Annotated in this window: 18 protein-coding genes and 1 pseudogene; 8 read left to right on the top strand and 11 right to left on the bottom strand. The window is 70.0% G+C overall.

Going from position 1 to position 17,543, the window contains the following annotated elements:
* The 3 genes from HL658_RS17525 to HL658_RS17515 all read right to left on the bottom strand — a co-directional run bounded on the left by HL658_RS17525 (position 1) and on the right by HL658_RS17515 (position 2,583).
* On the bottom strand, positions 1–471 hold the full coding sequence (locus HL658_RS17525) for a tripartite tricarboxylate transporter TctB family protein (RefSeq protein ID WP_180285057.1): 471 nt from the start codon (positions 469–471) through the stop codon (positions 1–3).
* A 5-nt stretch (positions 472–476) separates the two neighbouring features.
* On the bottom strand, positions 477–1,460 hold the full coding sequence (locus HL658_RS17520) for a Bug family tripartite tricarboxylate transporter substrate binding protein (protein ID WP_211109772.1): 984 nt from the start codon (positions 1,458–1,460) through the stop codon (positions 477–479).
* A gap of 361 nt (positions 1,461–1,821) precedes the next feature.
* Positions 1,822–2,583: a FadR/GntR family transcriptional regulator gene (locus tag HL658_RS17515; protein ID WP_180285058.1), complete on the bottom strand. Its 762-nt coding sequence runs from the start codon at positions 2,581–2,583 to the stop codon at positions 1,822–1,824.
* Positions 2,584–2,843: 260 nt separating this feature from the next.
* Between HL658_RS17515 and HL658_RS17510 the strand changes: the two genes are divergently transcribed.
* From HL658_RS17510 to HL658_RS17480, 7 genes are all read left to right on the top strand, one after another.
* Positions 2,844–3,983, top strand: a complete 1,140-nt coding sequence (locus tag HL658_RS17510; RefSeq protein ID WP_211109771.1) for a four-carbon acid sugar kinase family protein — start codon at positions 2,844–2,846, stop codon at positions 3,981–3,983.
* Positions 3,980–5,041, top strand: coding sequence for a 4-hydroxythreonine-4-phosphate dehydrogenase PdxA (pdxA, locus tag HL658_RS17505; RefSeq protein WP_180285060.1), 1,062 nt, complete (start codon positions 3,980–3,982; stop codon positions 5,039–5,041). Before HL658_RS17510 ends, pdxA begins: the two co-directional genes overlap by 4 nt.
* Complete coding sequence (locus tag HL658_RS17500; protein WP_180285061.1) at positions 5,038–6,174, top strand: iron-containing alcohol dehydrogenase; 1,137 nt, start codon at positions 5,038–5,040, stop codon at positions 6,172–6,174. Before pdxA ends, HL658_RS17500 begins: the two co-directional genes overlap by 4 nt.
* Before the next feature lie 48 nt (positions 6,175–6,222).
* Positions 6,223–7,110 carry a dihydrodipicolinate synthase family protein gene (locus HL658_RS17495; RefSeq protein WP_180285062.1) on the top strand — a complete coding sequence of 296 codons (888 nt, stop codon included), beginning with the start codon at positions 6,223–6,225 and terminating at the stop codon, positions 7,108–7,110.
* Between the two features lie 11 nt (positions 7,111–7,121).
* Positions 7,122–8,087, top strand: a complete 966-nt coding sequence (locus HL658_RS17490; protein ID WP_180285063.1) for a hydroxyacid dehydrogenase — start codon at positions 7,122–7,124, stop codon at positions 8,085–8,087.
* 20 nt (positions 8,088–8,107) lie between these two features.
* Positions 8,108–9,430, top strand: coding sequence for a nickel pincer cofactor-dependent isomerase, group 22 (locus tag HL658_RS17485; RefSeq protein WP_180285064.1), 1,323 nt, complete (start codon positions 8,108–8,110; stop codon positions 9,428–9,430).
* A 194-nt stretch (positions 9,431–9,624) separates the two neighbouring features.
* Positions 9,625–10,844, top strand: a protein-coding gene (locus HL658_RS17480; RefSeq protein ID WP_246337669.1) for an IS3 family transposase whose coding sequence is annotated in 2 segments (ribosomal slippage) — positions 9,625–9,874 and positions 9,874–10,844 — 1,221 coding nt in all. Because the reading frame shifts where the segments join, the coding sequence is not laid out codon by codon here.
* Between the two features lie 33 nt (positions 10,845–10,877).
* Here the strand turns inward: HL658_RS17480 and HL658_RS17475 are convergent.
* The gene (locus HL658_RS17475; protein WP_180285065.1) at positions 10,878–11,582 is read right to left on the bottom strand and encodes a hypothetical protein; all 705 of its coding nucleotides are present in this window, start codon (positions 11,580–11,582) and stop codon (positions 10,878–10,880) included.
* A 140-nt stretch (positions 11,583–11,722) separates the two neighbouring features.
* Between HL658_RS17475 and HL658_RS17470 the strand changes: the two genes are divergently transcribed.
* Entirely contained in the window at positions 11,723–12,514 is a 792-nt protein-coding gene (locus tag HL658_RS17470) for a tyrosine-type recombinase/integrase (protein WP_180285066.1), read from the top strand.
* A 26-nt stretch (positions 12,515–12,540) separates the two neighbouring features.
* Here the strand turns inward: HL658_RS17470 and HL658_RS17465 are convergent, their stop codons facing one another.
* The 7 genes and pseudogenes from HL658_RS17465 to HL658_RS17440 form a co-directional block, all read right to left on the bottom strand.
* Positions 12,541–13,197, bottom strand: coding sequence for a plasmid pRiA4b ORF-3 family protein (locus HL658_RS17465; RefSeq protein ID WP_180285067.1), 657 nt, complete (start codon positions 13,195–13,197; stop codon positions 12,541–12,543).
* 98 nt (positions 13,198–13,295) lie between these two features.
* A pseudogene (locus tag HL658_RS37155) lies at positions 13,296–13,472 on the bottom strand (IS701 family transposase); the annotation flags it as partial.
* Positions 13,473–13,506: 34 nt separating this feature from the next.
* On the bottom strand, positions 13,507–14,256 hold the full coding sequence (locus HL658_RS17460) for an ABC transporter ATP-binding protein (protein WP_180285068.1): 750 nt from the start codon (positions 14,254–14,256) through the stop codon (positions 13,507–13,509).
* The gene (locus tag HL658_RS17455) at positions 14,253–15,410 is read right to left on the bottom strand and encodes an ABC transporter permease (protein WP_180285069.1); all 1,158 of its coding nucleotides are present in this window, start codon (positions 15,408–15,410) and stop codon (positions 14,253–14,255) included. Before HL658_RS17455 ends, HL658_RS17460 begins: the two co-directional genes overlap by 4 nt.
* Entirely contained in the window at positions 15,407–16,678 is a 1,272-nt protein-coding gene (locus HL658_RS17450) for an efflux RND transporter periplasmic adaptor subunit (RefSeq protein WP_180285070.1), read from the bottom strand. The genes HL658_RS17455 and HL658_RS17450 overlap by 4 nt, the downstream gene beginning before the upstream one ends.
* A gap of 13 nt (positions 16,679–16,691) precedes the next feature.
* A complete protein-coding gene (locus HL658_RS17445; RefSeq protein ID WP_180285071.1) occupies positions 16,692–17,021 on the bottom strand; it encodes a cysteine rich repeat-containing protein in 330 nt (109 codons plus the stop codon).
* A 33-nt stretch (positions 17,022–17,054) separates the two neighbouring features.
* Positions 17,055–17,363 (bottom strand): hypothetical protein, encoded by a 309-nt coding sequence (locus HL658_RS17440; RefSeq protein ID WP_180285072.1) that lies wholly within the window; start codon positions 17,361–17,363, stop codon positions 17,055–17,057.
* Between the last annotated feature and the right edge of the window lie 180 nt (positions 17,364–17,543).

Genomic DNA, 17,543 nt, shown 5'->3' with positions numbered 1-17,543 from the left:
TCAGGCCAGCCAGGAGCCGATCATCGGGATCGGAAGGCCGAGCCCGCGGATGAAGACGAGCCAGGTGAAGGCCACCAGGAAGGCGGCAAGCATCGCGATCCCCAGCGGCCGGGCCCGACCGCTTGCCATGGCCGCCAGGATCGTGCTGCCGGCGACGGCAGGACCGAGGCCCAGCCCGCCCAGCCCCAGCCCGAAGACCAGGACGGAGGCGGACACCAGGGCCAGCCCGCGCCAGGAGACACCTTCCACCGCCGTGCCGCCGGCCACCAGGGCCCGCAAGACGATCACCAGCCCGAGAACGCCGAGCACGGCGGACAGGAGGAGCGGGAAGTATCCGGCACCCATGCGCAGCGCCGTGCCGAGCGACAGGTCCCTGGACAGAAAGGCGAAGCCGGCGGCAAACGCGATGAACATCAGGCCCGAGAGGGAATCCCGGCTCACCAGCGCGGTCAGGATGGGGTGGCGGACCATGGGGCTCACTGCGGCTTGATGTTGCCCTTTTCGATGACTTCCTTCCATTGGGCGGTCATCGTCCGGATCAGGGCTGTGAACTCCTCCGGCATGGAGGAGACGGGGGTCATCCCGAGACCGCTCATCCGCTTCACCGTCTCCGGCTGCTGCATGAAGGCGCGGATCTCCGTCGCCAGCTTGGCGATCACGGCGTCGGGAGTCGCGGCGGGCGCCAGGAAGCCGTGCCACGCGGTCGCCTCGAAGCCGGGGACGAACTCGGCGACGGTGGGGATGTTCTTGTCGAAGTCCGCGCGTTCCGGCGTCGCCACCGCCAGCATGGCCAGCTTGCCCGCCGCGACGTGCGGCAGCAGCAGCGGCACATTGTCGAAGGCCAGCTCGATGTTGCCGGCCAGCAGGTCGGGGAGCATGGCGCTCGATCCCTTGTAGGGGATGTGCACCATCGACGCCCCCGTGCGCTGCTGGAAGAGCTCGCCGGCCAGATGCTGGGTGGTGCCGATGCCGGAGGAACCGAAGCTGACCTTGTCCGGGTTCGCCTTGAGATAGGCGATGAGGTCGGGAACGGTGCGCGCCTTGATCTTGTCGGGGTTGACCACGAGAACGTTGGGCACCACGCTGACCTGCGTGATCGGCTTTAGGTCGCGCAGCGTCTGGTAGGGGAACTTGGCGCCGTAGAGGGTGGGGTGCACCGCCAGGTTGGAGGTGCTGGCGAGCACCAGGGTGCTGCCGTCGGGTGCCGACTTGACAACCTTTTCCACACCGGACACGCCGCCGCCGCCGCCGATGTTCTCCACCACGAAGGGCTGGCCGAGGGTCTTCTGGAGGTGTTCGGCGACCATGCGGCCGATGATGTCGGCCGTGCCGCCGGCCGTGAAGGGGACCACGACCGTCACCGGCTTGGTCGGGTAGGGCGTCTGCGCCGAGACCGGCCCGGCAATGGGCCCGGCCATGGAAAAGCCCAGCAGAGCGGCGGCGAGGAACTTGAGCTTCACGGTTTCCTCCATTTTTGGTGCTTGGTGCGGCGCCGGCCGGTGCCTGCGGGCTGGCCGGGGCGTCCACGGGCCGCCACGCACGGCAATCCGCCGGTGGGCGGCCGGCAGGCCGCTCGTGCCTGGAGCCTGCCGAGTTGCCGTCTATCTGTCAACATGTAAATTCTTTGCGTGCATGATTGTCCGTCACGCGCCGATCCGCGGAGGCTCTCGGTTCCACGACGGATAGTCGATACAAATCAATAGATTGGAAATTGCAGGGCGATCGCTGGTGGGCAGGCAGATCGTGCGTGCGGCACCGGCACCGCCATCGTCCAGCTGTCGTCTATTGTAAATCTGCCAGTACGACCGGGTGTCCGGACCGTCAGAGCGACAGGTCCAGCACCTTGCCCTCGAAAATGCGGTCGCGGGAGCCTTCCAGGTGGCGCCGCATGAGATCGCGGGCGGCCTCGGCGTCTCGGTGCCGGATGGCCTCGAAGATGCCCTTGTGCTCCTCGAACACCCCGGCCAGACCCGATTTCGGGCCCATCAGCGAGACGCCGTGGAACTTCATGCCCACCGCGATGTGGTCCTTCAGCGCCAGCATCGACGCGGTGTAGTAGTGGTTGTTCGTGGCGTGCGCCACGGCGCAGTGGAAGGCGTAGTCGGCATCCTCCCGGTGCAGATGGGCCTTGGTCGCGTCGTGCATCAGCTCCAGCGCCGCCGCGATGGCGTCCAGCGCCGGGTCGTTCCAGCGCAGCGCGGCGAAATAGGCGTGGTCGGGCTCGATGGTGAGGCGGAACTCGTAGCAGCGCTGTATGTCGGCGATGGTTTCCACCGGCGCATAGCCGAGCACGCGCGACCCGTTGCCGCGCTTCTTCACGAAGCTGCCGGCGCCCTGGCGCGAATAGATCAGCCCCTCGTCGCGCAGCCGGCCGAGCGCCTCTCGCACGATGGGGCGGGAGACGAGGAACTGGGACGCCAGTTCATGCTCGCCCGGCAGCTTCTGGTCGGGCTGGTAGTCGCCCGCGTTGATCATGGTGAGCAGCAGCTGGTAGACGCGCTGCGCAAGCGGCGACTGACGCGCCCGCGCTCCGCCGGAACGGTCGTCGTCGAGCGTGTCATCGGTGGCGATCGGTTCGGCCATGGTGTCTTTCCGCGCTGGGTGCCGCGTCACCGCGGGGGTGCGAGTCCACGGGTCGGCGTCGTTAACATGTAAATGACGCGATCGCCTGTCCAGTGCCGTTTTCCGTTGCTCAACATTACAACATATTGACAGGACGGTCCAGCCGATCTATCCGTGACGCCAACCAGCGGCGGATCACCGCCGCGCGACCGGAGGAAGGGTGCCGTGGCGACGAATTCCACCCCATGCGGACCCGTGCGGGACGCGCCCGCGGTGAGCCCGTGACCCCGTTGCGGCTGATCGCCGACGACCTGACCGGCGCGCTCGACACGGCGGTGTGGTTCGCGGGACCCGCGGACCCGGTGCCGGTCCACTGGGGCGCCCCGGCCACCCTGTTGGCGGGATCCTCCATCGCCATCGACAGCGGCACGCGGGAGGCCGGCCTTGGTGCGACGCTGGCCGCCACCGCGGCGCTCGCCGCCCGGCTCCACGGCGGACCGGACACGCTGCTCTACGCCAAGTTGGACAGCCTGCTGCGCGGTCACGCGGCGGCCGCGATCGCCGGCTGGGTGGAAGCCGTCAACCCCGCCCGCTGCATCATCGCCCCCGCCTTTCCCCTCCAGGGCCGCGTCACCCGCGGCGGCGTGCAGCAGGCCCGTCTGGCCGGTGGCTGGCAGCCGGTCGGCGCCGGCTTTCTCCACGACCTCGAACGGGAAGGGCTGTCGGCCGCGCTCTGCCGTCCCGGCGACGCCGTGCCGCCCGGCGTCAGCCTGTGGGACGCGGAGACCGATACCGATCTCGCGGCCATCGCCGCCGCCGGGCTGTTGGCGGGTGCGGGGCAGGGCGACCACGTCCTCTGGTGCGGCAGCGGCGGCCTGGCCGCGGCGCTGGCCGGTCGGCTTGGACGTGCGGTCCCGGTGATGCGCGCCGGCGTCTTGCCAAGTCCCATCCTCGGGCTGTTCGGGACGGACCATCCCGTCACCGACGCACAGTTGTCGGCCTGCGCATCGTCCGTCCTGGCGCTGCCAGACGCCGGGGAGGGCGGTGCCGCCGCGCTGGCGGAGCGCCTTGCCGGCGGGGGCGCCGTCCTGGCCCGTCCATCGCTGCCGGACGGTCTGCCGCGCGAGGCCGCCGCCGGTCGCATCGCCGACTGGCTGGACAGGCTGGCGCGGCGCCTGCCACCGCCCGGCACGCTGATCGTGGCCGGTGGCGAGACGCTGCGCGCGCTCTGCCGGTCGCTCGGGGCCGAGCGTCTGGATCTCGACGGGCAGATCGAGGCGGGCGTGCCCTGTTCCGTGCTGCGCGGCGGGCGCTGGAACGGTGTCCGCGTCGTGTCGAAATCAGGTGCCTTCGGCGACCCGCAACTCTTGCGCCGGCTGATCGCCGCCGCCGTACCATCCACCCAGGGAGACCCCGCATGATACCGCACCTGGCCGTCACCATGGGTGACCCGGCCGGCGTCGGGCCGGAAATCATCGTCAAGGCCTGCCGCAAGTTGAAGGACCGCCTGGACGCCGGCGAGCTGCGGCTGCTGATCATCGGCAGCACGCCGGCGTTGCGCGCCGCCCAGGACGCGATCGACAACGCGCCGCCGATCCCGGAAGTGACGGCGGACGACGCGTCCTGGCCGGCGCTCGCCTGCCTGCAGGCCGGGCCGGAGGGGGAGCCGATCCGGCCCGGCGTCCTGTCGATGGACGCCGGCCGCTTCGCCTTCCTGGCCGTCGAACGCGGCGTGCGGCTGGCGCAGGCCGGACGCATCCAGGGCATCGTCACCGCGCCGCTCAACAAAGAGGCGCTGAACAAGGCCGGCTACCACTATGCCGGCCACACGGACATGCTGGCCGACCTCACCGGCGCTCGCGGTTCGGTGATGATGCTGGCGCACGGCAACATGCGCGTCAGCCACGTGACCACCCATGTGGCGCTGGAGGAGGTGCCGAAGCGCCTGACGCCGGAGCGGCTGCGCTACGTGATCGACCTCACCGACGAGGCGCTCCGGGGTCTCGGCTTGCCGCGCCGCCGCATCGCCGTCGCGGCGCTCAACCCGCACGCGGGCGAGGGCGGTCTGTTCGGTCGCCAGGACATCGACGTCAGCGAGCCGGTGATCCGCCGCTGCGTGGAGGAGGGGCTGGACGTGGTGGGCCCGGTGCCCGGCGACACCGTCTTCGTGAAGCTGCGCGCCGGCCAGTTCGACGCGGTCGTCGCCATGTACCACGACCAGGGACACATCCCGGTCAAGCTTCTGGGCTTCAACGTCAACCCCGCGACCGGGGCCTGGGATGCGCTGAGCGGCGTCAACATCACGCTAGGCCTGCCGATCATCCGCACCTCCGTCGATCACGGAACCGCCTTCGACATCGCGGGCAAGGGCATCGCCAACGAGACGAGCCTGATCGAGGCCATCGATTACGCCCGGGCGCTGGCAGCCTGTGCCGCCCCTGCCCAGCCCCCCGCCCAGCCCGCTGAGGACCTGCCATGACCATGAACGATCCCTCCCGGGCCATCGAACTGCTCCGCCCGCCGCGCATCGAGTTCGGATCCGGCACCGTCGGCACCGTCGGGCGCTGGGTGCGCGACCGGGGCCTCCGCCGCGTCCTGGTCGTCGCCGACGCCTTCAACGCCGCCCGGCTCGACCGGCTGGAGCTGGACGGCGGCATCACCGTCTTCGCCGAGGTGAAGCCGGAACCGGACCTTCCCAATCTGGAGGCGCTGCTGGCCGTGGCGCTGTCGGTCGACCCGCAGGTGGTCGTCGGCCTCGGCGGTGGCAGCGCCATGGACCTCGCCAAGCTCGCCGCCGTGCTCCCCGGCAGCGGCCAGTCCCTGGCGGAGGTGGTCGGGCCGGAGCGGGTGGCCGGCAAGCGGTCGCTTCTGGTGCAGGTGCCGACCACCTCCGGCACCGGCAGCGAGGCGGGCACCCGCGCCCTGGTGACCGACCCGGCGACCCGCAACAAGCTGGCGGTGCAGAGCGTGCACATGCTGGCCGACCTCGCCGTCATCGACCCGGACCTGACGCTCAGCGTGCCGCCGGCACTGACCGCCGCCACGGGGGTGGACGCGCTGGCCCATTGCGTGGAGGCCTTCACCAACCGCAAGGCGCACCCGGCCATCGACCTGTACGCGCTGGAGGGGGCGCGGCTCGTCGGGCGCTGGCTGCCGCGCGCCATCGCCGACGGCGGCGACCGCGCGGCCCGTGCCGGACTGTCGCTCGCCTCCCTCTACGGCGGCTTCTGCCTGGGACCGGTCAACACCACCGCCGGGCATGCGGTGGCCTATCCGCTCGGCACCCGCCACAACGTTCCGCACGGCGCCGCCAACGCGCTGATCTTCCCGCATGTGCTGGCCTTCAACGCGCCGGCCGTGCCGGAACGCACGGCGCTGGTGCTGGAGGCGCTGGGCCTGCCGCCGGCAACGGACCCGGCGGCGGTGTTCGAGGCCGCCCATGGCTGGTGCCGCGGGCTGGGGTGCGAGATGCGGCTGTCGGCCTACGGCGTGCCGGCCGACGACTTCCCGGCCATGGCGTCGGAGGCGCATGCCATCCGCCGGCTGCTCGACAACAACCCGCGGGACGTCGGCCGCGATGACATCCTGGCGATGTACCACGCCGCCTTCTGAGCCGATCCACCGCGCCGCCGTCCCACACCCATTCCGAGGCTTCAGGCCATGACCAGGATCACCGGTCCCTTCGTCGCCATCGTCACCCCCTTCGACGCGGAGGAGTCCGTCAACGCCGCCGCACTCCGCCGCCAGGTTGCCCGGCAGGCCGCCGTCGGCAACGGCGTGTTCTGCGCCGGCACCAACGGGGAGTTCTACGCCCTCTCCTTCGAGGAGAAGGTGAAAGTCGCCGCGATCTGCGTCGAGGCGGCCGGCGGGCGCGTCCCGGTCCTGGCGCATGTCGGCGAGATCTCGACCCACCAGACCATCGCGCTGGGCAAGGCCGTCCAGGGGCTCGGCGTGCGCGCGGTGTCGGCCATCACGCCGTCCTTCATCGCCTGCTCGCAGGATGAGCTGATCGACCATTACCGCCAAGTGGCGGACGCTTTGACCGTGCCGGTGTATCTCTACAACATCCCGGCGCGTACGGGGAACACGCTGCAGCCGGACACCGCGCGTACGTTGGCCGAACACCCGAACATCATCGGCATCAAGGACAGCGCCGGCTCGCAGGAAAGTCTCGACGGCTTCCTCGCGATCGCGCGGGAGCGGTCGGACTTCGACGTGCTGGTCGGCCCGGATTCGCTGGTCCTGCACGGGCTGCGCCATGGTGCTGCGGGCTGTATCTCCGGCCTGGGCAACATCGCCCCCGTGACGCTCAACGGCATCCACGCCAGCTTCGTGCGCGGCGACCTCGCCGCGGCGGAGGAGCATCAAACCCGCTTCAGCACCCTTCGCAAGGACCTGTACGCCTTCGGTTTCCCGCCGGCCATGGTCAAGAGGGCGCTGCGGCACGCCGTGCCGGACGTCGGGGCCAGCCGCGCGCCGGTGCTGATCGCCGGGGAAGTGGATGCCCGGATCGCCGCGCTCGCCGCGACCTACGCCGAAGCCGTGTGAGGAGCCGGTCCATGACCTTGACCGTGGTCAGTCTCGGCGGTCCGGTGACCGAAGGCGCGGAAGCGCTGCTGCGCGACGCCGGAATCCGGTCATTCGCCACCGGCGCTTATCCGAAGAAGGAGGAGACCCTGGCACTCCTCGCCGAACGGCAGCCGGACGCGATCGTCGTGCGGCTGGTGGAGCGGATCGACGAGGACATCCTGCGCGCGTCGCAGCGCCTCAAGGTCGTCGCCAAACATGGCGCGGGCACCAACGACATCGACGTGGCCGCCGCGGCCCGCCTTGGCTTGCCGGTGCTGGCCGCGGTGGGGGCGAACGCCCGATCGGTGGCGGAGCATGCGCTGGCGTTGATGCTGGCGCTCGCGAAGGACGTACGCCGGCAGGACGCCTTCGTGCGCGGCGGCGGCTGGGCGGCGAAGATCTATACTGGTTTCGAGTTGCACGGGCGGCGGCTCGGGCTGGTCGGCATGGGGGAGATCGGGCGCAGGCTCGCCGCGATGGTCCAGCCCCTCGGCATGACGGTGGCTGCCCATGACCCCTTCGCGCCGGATGGAGCGTTCGGGCCGGACATCGCGCGGGCGGCGGATCTGCCCTCGCTGCTGGCCGGGAGCGACGTGGTGAGCCTGCATTGCCCGCTCACCCCGCAGACCCGCAATCTGATCGGTGCGCCCGAACTGCGGCTGATGAAGCCGACGGCTCTGCTGATCAACACCGCCCGCGGCGAGGTGGTGGACGAGCCGGCGCTGGTGGAGGCACTGCGCGGCGGCGTCATCGCCGGCGCGGGGCTCGACTGCTTCTCGCCGGAGCCGCCGGCGGCCGACAACCCGCTGTGGGGGCTGGACAACGTGATCCTGTCGCCGCACATCGGCGGCGTCACCGAGGACGCCCGCCGCGAGGTGTCGCTGCGAACCGTGCGGAACGTCATCGCGCTCCTGTCCGGGCAGGACGTCGATCGCCACTTTTTCGTGCACCCGTGACGGGCCGGAGGACTGACCGGATGAGGCCGAGCTACGTCAAGCTGGTGGAGAATGTTCCGCTGCCGCGGATGGCGCTCGTGCGCCAGCGGTTCGACACCGGCGGCACCCCCGACCCGGCCTGCGCGGTGCGCGAGGCCATGGCGGCGGCCCCCGTGGTGGCGGGGAGCATCCGGCCCGGCATGTCGGTGGCGCTCACCGTCGGCAGCCGTGGCCTTGCCAGCCTGCCGGAACTCGTGCGGGCGATCGTGGCCGAACTGCGCGCGCTGGGCGCCCAGCCCTTCATCGTCCCATCGATGGGCAGCCACGGCGGCGCCACCGCCGAAGGGCAGGTGAAGGTGCTGGAGCAGCTCGGCGTGACGGAGGCGACCGCCGGCTGCCCGATCCGGTCGAGCATGGAGACGGTGGAGGTCGGCCGGCTCGACAACGGCATGTCCGTGCGCGTCGATCGCTTGGCTTTTGAAGCCGACGGCATCGTCCTGTTCAACCGCATCAAGCCGCACAGTGCCTTCCGCGCCGCGAACGAAAGCGGCTTGGTCAAGATGCTGTCCATCGGGCTCGGCAAGCAATCGGGTGCGGAGAATTGCCACGCCTGGGGGTTCAACCACGTCGGCCGCTTCATCGTCGAGATGGCGCGCGTCAAGCTGAGGACCTGCCGGGTGCTGTTCGGCATCGGCACCATCGAGAACGCCTACGACCGGCTGTCCAAGATCGTGGTGCTGCCGCCCGACGGCATGATCGAGCGCGAGCGGGAGCATCTGGCAGAAGCCATGCGCAACATGCCGCGCCTGCCGCTGGGACCGCTCGACCAACCGCTGGCATCCGGTCCGCTGGACGTGTTGCTGGTGGACCATGTCGGTAAGGAATTCTCCGGCAGCGGCATGGACCCGAACATCACGGGCCGCCCCTCCACCACCGCGATCAGCGGCGGCCCGTCGGTGTCGCGCATCGTCGTGCTGGACGTGACGGACAAGAGCCAGGGGAACGCCAACGGGGTGGCGCGCGCCGACGTGATCACCGAGCGGCTGTTCGACCGCTTCGACCGGGAGTCGGTCTACACCAATTCCCTGACCTCCGGCGTGCTAATCGCCGCGTCGCTGCCGATGGCGATGCCGGACGACAAGACCGCGATCCAGGCGGCGGTGAAGACCTGCGAATCGCAGACGCCGGACGCGATCACCATGATCCGCATCCCCAACACCCTGCACCTGGAGCATCTCTACGCGTCCGAGGCGCTGCTCCCGCGGCTCGCCTCCCGGCCCGGGATCGAGATCCTGGGGGAACCCGTGCCGATGCGGTTCGACGCGGCCGGCCGCCTTCTCGACTCGTGGCCGGACGGACATTGACGGTCGGCGCGTCAACGTGAAGTGGGAACCGTGCGCGCGGTTCCGGCAGCTTTCGCGCCAGCTTGATCGAAACGGCGGGATGAACGTAGAGGGTCACGTCTCTGCACGAGGTGACTGATGCACTGTGACCCAGCCCCTGGAAAGAGGTCTAGGTTGAAATAGAGTCCGACCCAACGGAGAGGGGTTGGACGATCATGAAGGCGAGCCGTTTCAGCGAGGCGCAGATCATCGCCATCCTGAAGGAACAGGAGGCCGGAGCGAAGACGGCGGAGGTGTGCCGCCGTCACGGCGTCAGCCAGGCGACGTTCTACAAGTGGAAGGCCAAGTACGGTGGAATGGAAGTTTCCGACGCTCAGCGTCTGAAGGCGCTGGAGGCGGAGAATGCGCGGCTGAAACGGATTGTCGCCGATCAGCAACTGGACATCGTGATGCTGAAGGACGTGGCATCAAAAAAATGGTAACGCCCGCCGTTCGACGGAAAGCCGCGGTTCATCTGGTGACGGGACATCAGGTGAGCCAGCGGCGGGCGTGTCGTGTTCTGGGGCTTGGCCGATCGAGCGTCCGTTACCGGTCGCGGCGAGAGCCGGACGGGCTGACGCGGGAACGGTTGCTGACGCTGGCGGCGGAACGGCGGCGCTTCGGCTATCGCCGCCTGACGGTGCTGCTCCGGCGTGAAGGCCTTCGCGTCAATCACAAGCGCGTCTATCGGCTGTACCGGGAGGAAGGGCTGGCGGTGCGTCGCCGCGGCGGTCGCAAGCGTGCACTGGGTGCCCGGCTGGCGCCGATGGTGTACGAGCGGCCCCATCAGGCCTGGGCTTTGGACTTCGCCAGTGACAGCTTGGCCTGCGGCCGGCGTATCCGGTTCCTGGTGGTGATCGACGTGGTGACGAAGCTGAACCTGCTGTCGATCGCCGACACCTCGATCAGCGGCCATCGGGTGGTGCGCGAGCTGTCGCGGCTGGTGGAAGTCCACGGCAAGCCGGGGCGGATCATCTCGGACAATGGCACCGAGTTCACCTCGAACGCGGTGCTGGGCTGGTGTCAGGAGCGCTGCGTGGACTGGTGCTACATCCGACCCGGCAAGCCGGTCGAGAACGCCTACGCCGAGAGCTTCATCGGCCGCCTGCGGGACGAGTTCCTGAACGAGACCCTGTTCCTCAGCCTGACCCAGGCGCGGGCCGAGTTGGCGGCATGGCGGGAGGACTACAACCACGTCCGCCCACATGGCGCGCTCGGTTGGCGGACGCCGGCCGAGCACGCGGCGCGGTGGTGCCCTGTGGATTTGCTGGACAAGCCTGCCGGCTTGCCCACAACTCCACAGGGCCAGCAAACAGCAATTTTCTTTTCATCGGATGTGATCGACAGGGCGGGTGTCAGCTCCCACGTCAGGCATCAACCGCCGAGACTCTACTGATCCCTGGAGCAGCGGCGGGGGCTGGGTCAATATCTACATGCATCGCGTTTTTTGGCTGGGTGTGTTTGCTACCGAATAACGGGCTTTCTTGTCGGCCCAGTTGCGGACATGGCCGCCGTCGAGGCCGATGACGATCGGGCCTTCCGGGATCGGCAGCCCCTTCCAGTCGGCCGGGCACCCTTCGATGAACCCGATCCGTTCGGGTCCGAGGTCGGCGTCGCAGCGGCGGGCCACTTTATGGAGGTGGTTGCGGATGGTCGAGGCGTTCACCGTGGTGCCGATCGGCAGTACCTCCTTCAGCAGGTCGGCCGTCAGCCCGTACGACACCAGCGACGCCCACTTGCTCTCCAGGTACAGCTGCTCCGGCGCGGTGTGTTCGGTGAACAGCCCGGTCAACGGGCAGAAGGTCCGACGGTTGGCGGCCTGACAGCGGCAGTGGACCAGACGCGGGCTGGGCAGCCGGACCACACCGAAGACGGTGCGGAAGACGATGGTCTCGTGTCCCTTGAGCGGTTGCCGCCGCTCGCAGGCGGGACAGTGGCGGTGCCGGGCCACATGGTCGGCGGCCTGGGCGGTGACCATACGGTTCTGGATGCCGGCCAGCAGGGTCTTGGCCTCGGCGAGCGACAGCCCCACCGCCGCCAGTTCCTCGGTCAGCCGGTCGAGGTGGAGAACCGTGTCGTCGCTGAGCACGGTGTCGTTGTCGCCGACGATGCGGAGCTGGATCTCGACGCGCATGGCCGCCTCCCCATGGGTTTTCCAGAATGCCCGGAGAGGAAAACCGGCCGCGCCGGCATCCCCGCCGGAGGCTTCAGTCTCGCGCCACACCGGCCTATGCTGCAACCCGGTCTGTTCTCCAGAACCGCCGAGGCAAACTCATGGCCAGGTACATCGAGCGGGGTGCCGGTGAGATCGCCGCCCTGATCGCCCGCGAGGGGCTGGACTACCTCCAGACCAAGGCCGTCTTCAAGGCGGCGCGCCGGATGGCCGGGCTCACCGCGCCCAAACCCCGGCGCGGCGCCCCCGCCCGGCTGAGCCTGGAGGAGGAGCTGCGCTTCATCGACCACGCTTACGCCCACAGTGGGCCGGTCGGCCTGATGATGCAGACGCTGCTGGAAACCGGCACCCGGGTGTCGGAGTTCGTGGCGCTGCGGATCGAGGACGTCAGCCTCGCCGAGCGCATCGTCACCATCACCGCCGGCAAGGGCGGCAAGCGTCGCGAGGTGCCGATCCGCCTCGAGCTGGCCCGGCTGCTCGCCCTGCACATCGGCAAACGGCGGGCCGGGCCCCTGTTCCCCAGCCGCGAGAAGGGAGCCGGGCCATATCCGCACGTCTACTCCCGGCAACGCATCGGCCAGATGGTGCGCGAGGTCGCCGACGCCGCCGGCATCACCAAGCGCCTGTACCCGCACCTGCTGCGCCACATCATGGCGACCAGGCTGCTGGCGCTCGGCCTCGACATCACCGACGTCCAGCGCTTTCTCGGTCACGACGACATCGCCACCACCGGGAACTACGCCGAGACCAGCGCGGCGACGCTGCGGCGCAAGTTCGACCAAGTCACCGCCCCCGGCGGCCGGGTGCTGGTGCAGGTGATCGCCGCCAACCACGGAGCTCCGGCCGCCGCCTTCGCCGCCGACCTGCTGGGCGGCTCCCGTCAGAGCTGCTGATGCATGACCATGTGGTGCTCGTCCTGTCAGAAGCGGCGGTTGACCGCGCGCCGGGAAAAGGCGTTGGGCAGGAAGGGCTCGCTGGCCCGGATGCGGTCGGCGACCTCCTCCAAATTCCAGCGCGTGTCGGGATCGTCGAGCAGGCCGATGTTCTTCTCGACCACGATCGCCTCGATCAGGCCGGCCAGCGTGGCGACGTCGTCCATGGCGTCGAACCCGACAGCGTTGTGACGCCGGTCCGCATAGCCCTCCGGCCCGCCGCAGTCCTCGGGCGGACAGGTGTTGTCTCCGGCGATGCAGACCGGATAGGACCGACCCGGCTCGGGATCCAGACGATCCTCGATCCGGACTTCGTGCCGCCAGAAGGCCGCCATGTCGTAGTCGTAGGTGATCTTGGTCCCCTTGCGGAACCGGAAGGCGTTGAGGGGCACGCGCGGCGAGGAGACGCACAGATCGAACGAGCCGTAATGGACGGCTCGGATCCGGAACCGGTAGAGGTGGATGCCTTCCCAGCCCATCGCCACTTGAAGGACGCCGTGCAGTTCTTCGAGCGTGTACGAAGCCGGCACCAAGATCCGCCGCCACACCATGGGTCTGACCTCCAGCAGGCGAACCTTCACCTGCAGGATCGAGCCGGAAGGCGGTTCAGGAGGCGTGCTCTTGGCAGACGGCCAGCGAGGCATGGTTACGTCCATTTCGCAGAGACGTTCCCAAACCTACAGACCTTCGGCCCGCACGGCTATCCGAACCACCCAGGGGTTCTGCATGCTCTCCGGGTGCGATCCCCGGCGGTTTCCGCCAGATGCCAACCGTTCTTACGCTCCAGAGGGGCCAGCAGCCCGCGTAGATAGCTCAAGGCCCGTTGCCGCCCCTCCACGCGACGAAAACGCGGAGCCAGGTGCCCGACCAATTCCTCCAGGGCGCTGGCCCATCCGGCTGCTTCGCTGACGGCCGTCATTCGTGGATCCTCCCTGCTGATCCACGCTCAACAGTCAACGCCGCTCAACGTCACCTTCGGATAATCCCCGCTGTAGTACTAAGCCGCCGATCCCCGTGCTGGCGCCGACGAGTTTGCCATCGGACAATTCGATGGTGCGGTCGAACAGGTCGAGCGCGCGCGGGTCGTGTGTGACGACGGCGATGCCGGCACCGCGTTCGTCGGCGATTCGGCGGAACAGCGCGATCACCTGACGGCCGCGCACGCTGTCCAGCGCCGCGGTCGGCTCATCGGCAAGGATCAGCGGGGGATCGTTGGCCAGCGCGCGGGCCACCGCGACGCGCTGCTGCTCGCCGCCGGACAGCCGGGCCGGGAGGCTGCTGGCGCGGTGCGCCAGGCCGAGCGCCCGCAGCAGACCGCCCGCGTGGCGACGGGCCGGTCCCGGGGGAACGTCGTCGATCTCCAGCGCCAGGGCGACGTTCTCCGTGGCGTTCAGGAACGGGATGAGGTTCGGCTTCTGGAAGACGAAGCCGATGCGCCGCCGCCGCACCTCGCGTAGCCCGTCGAGGTCGGCTCCCGGCCAGGACACCCGCTGACCGCCGATGCGCACCTCCCCGGCGGTCGGCGGTTCGAGAAGCCCGGCGATCAGGAGCAGCGTGCTCTTGCCCGATCCGCTTGGCCCCATGATGCCGAGCAGTTCGCCGGCGTGCAGTTCGAAGGAGACGCCATCCAGCGCGCGCACCACGCCGCCGCCGTCATAGTGCTTGACGGCGCCATCCACGCCGAGGACGGGGGGCCGCGTCATGACAGGACCTCGCGCGCGTGGACCCTCATGGCCCGGGAGATCCCGAACAGGGCGGCGATTCCGGCAATCGCCAGCACCGTCGCGAACAGCGCCGCCAGATCCGCGACCGTCATCTCCACCCGCCGCGGGAACAGCGGGAAGACGAGGTGGGCGATGCCGACGCCGGCCAGGAAGCCGCCGGACCCGATGAGCATCGCCTGCTGCCCGATCATCGAGACGACCACGCCGTTGCGGGCCCCGATCAGCTTCAGCAACGCGATCTGGTGCAGCTTCTCCAGCGTCATGGTGTGCACGATCAGCGACACCACGATGGTCATCACCGCCAGCAGGACACTGGTGAAGGCAAGGATCTGCACGCGCAGCCGCCACAGCCGCTTGTTGAGGAGCAGGTCGACCTGGTCGTCCCGGCTGAGGACCGCCACGTCGCCCCACCGCCGGATCGCCGCGACGACCGCCGCCGGATCGGCGGCGGAATCGAGGGCCACCAGCACGGCGGCGATCTTGCTGTCCTGCGGCACGGAGCTGGTGGTCGCCGCACCGGACCGGTTGCCGGCGGCCCGGGCCAGCAGCACCTCCTCCGCGGTGCGGCGGCGGGCGATCGCCTGGGCGTCGTTGATGGTGACGAACAGCAGCCCGTCGCCCATCTGGTCCACCATGCCGCGCGTCAGCCCGACGACACGATGGTCGTCGGCCCCCAGCCGCACCACATCGTCGATCGCGAGCCCGACGCTCTCGTCGGCGACGGCCTCGAAATGGCCAGCCGACAGACCCCGCCCCTGGGCGAGGCGGAGCCACCCGCCGTCATCCGCGGGGTGGTCGATGCCGGTCACGGTGGCGCGAAGGGAGCGGCCTCCCGCTTCGAATTGCTGGTTGAACTGGACGAAACGGCGCACGGCTGCGACCCCCTCGACCCCCTCGACCCGGCGGTCCAGGGTGGCGGACACGGCTGATCCTTCGGCGAAAGGGCCGGCCCGCCCGCCCTGTACTACCCACAGGTCGGCCCCGATGTCGCGGACGATCAGCAGCGCGTCGGCGATGATCCCGCGGTAGAGCCCGACCATGCCGATGGCCGCGGTGACCAGCAGACCGACCCCCGCCATGGTCAGCAGGAAGCGCACGGCGTTGAACCGGATGTCCCGGAGAGCCAGGTTCACGATCCAGTCCCCGCGGCCGGAGCGGCGCGGCTGACGCGCATCCATTCGTACACACCGGATGGACCCAGAACGACGTCGCCGGGCTCCATACCCTCCAGCACCTGGACACGGTTTCCGCTGCTGGGTCCGAGCGTCACCGGCCGCCAGTGGGCCCGCCCGCCGATCAGGAACCATAGGCCGGGCCGCCCGTCCCGCCACACCACATAGTGGACCGGCACGGTCAGCGCGTCGGCCCGCGTCTCCACGGTGACCGCCGCGGTGCCGCGCTGGCCGATGGCCCAGTTGACCGGAAGCCGGTCCGGCCGGATGTCGGCCGTGAACTCACGCGTTTCGGTGTCCACCAGCCGGCCCAGCCGCAGCACCCGGCCCGGGGTTTCCCGGCCTGGCTCCGACGGGAAGGCGATGCGGGCCGGCTGGCCCGGATGCAGGTCCCCGATCAGGCTCTCGTCGAAACGGGCGGTCATCACGACGGTGCCCGGATCCACGAGCTGCAGGATCGTGGCGCCCGGTGTCACAAGATCGCCCAGCCCGCGGTCGCGCGCCACCACGATGCCGGCGAACGGCGCGCGCAGCAGCGTGTCGTCCAGCATCGCGCGGCCGGCCGCTTCGGTCGCGGCGGCCTCCCGCACCCGGGCCTCGGCGCGGGCGACCGACGCGCCGGTGCGGGCCAGCTCGGCTTCGCCCTGGGCAAGGGCAGCCTGCGCCGCGTCGAAATCGGCGCGGGTGCTCCAGCCGCGATCGCGCAACGCCGCCTGCCGTTGGAAGGTGGCCCGCAGATTGGCGAGCCCCGCCGATGCCCGGTCCTGCTCGGCCCGGGCCTCGGTGACGGCGCGCAACGCCGCCTCGTGCGAGGCGGTGGCGGCTCGAAGCTGGGCCTCGCGGTCGTCCGACGCGATCCGGGCCAGGGGCGTGCCCGCCGCCACGCGGTCGTTCCGGTCGGCATGCACCGCGACGAGCTGACCCTGAACGCGCGCGCTGATCTCCGCCCGCACCGTCGCGTCGAGAATTGCCGGTCCGCTCCGTTCCACCGCGAAGGCGCTTGGCGTGGCGGTGCTTGCCTCCGCCGGGTGCGGCCATCCGAAGCGATGCACGAAGACCGCGGCGCCGGTGACCGCGACGGCGGCGAGCACCAGCACGACGCGACGTCCATGGCGCCGCGGACGGGAGGGGGGCCGCGTCCCGATCAGAGGTTCGTGTTCGGGCGGCTCCGGCAGGCCGTAGCTGGTGGCCTGCCGGTTGGCCGTACGCGGGATGGCAGCGGTGGACATGGAGCGGCCCGCCTCATCGGGTGCCGGCGGCCGACAGGGACATCGGGCGGGCCTGCTGCGGAAGATCGGCGAGCGCGTCTCTACAGGGGATGGACACGCGCTCGATCTGCTGGTTCAGGCAGGCGAGGATGCGGCCTCCGCCGGGCTGAACGCCATTGCACAGACGCTGGCCGTCGGCCCGGCAAGCCTGGGCGATGGCCTGCATGCGGGCGCGAGTCTCCGGTGATACCTGGGAGGGTGACACCTGGGCGGCGGCGCTTCCGGCGGCGGTGGCAGCGGCCAGCAAGGCCGCGAACAGCGCCCGGCGCAGGGCCGGCCGCACCGTGTGGTTGCTGATGGTCATGGCGGTTTTCCTTCGTGGCTGGGCCGCGGCAGTTCAGCGGCTGATGCTGCCGGTGTGGGAGTAGGTGTCGCCGGCCGGGGTGGTGACGGTGCGGCTCGCGCTGCAGGCGCCGTCGACGCAACCGGCGCTGCCTGTGCGGGTGGCGGTGCGCCCCTCCGGGCCGGTGCGTGTCGTCTGCCGCGAGCAGCTCCCGCTGCTGCACGACCCGGTCGCGCTGTAGCTCGTCGATCCCCAGGGGCCGGTGAAGGAGCGGTTCCGCTCCCAGGCATTGGCACCGGTGCCGAGCCCCAGGACGAAGCAGGCGGACAGGAAGGTGGCGAGGGTTATGGTCTTGACCATCATGACATCCTCCGTTTCGGTCGGGAGGCGCGGCGTCGCGCCCCATGTCGGATTGGATGTTGGCCGACCACTGTATGGCCGCGATGACCGGACGGTATCGTCTCGTCACCGGGGATCAACGGTCCGTATCAAAGTGTAAACGGCCACAGGATGCGCTTGTACGGCCGCCTCCGCTGCGCAACC

This window comes from Azospirillum oleiclasticum (assembly GCF_013423485.1).
Taxonomy (GTDB): domain Bacteria; phylum Pseudomonadota; class Alphaproteobacteria; order Azospirillales; family Azospirillaceae; genus Azospirillum; species Azospirillum oleiclasticum.
This window is presented reverse-complemented; position numbering and strand designations above follow the sequence as displayed.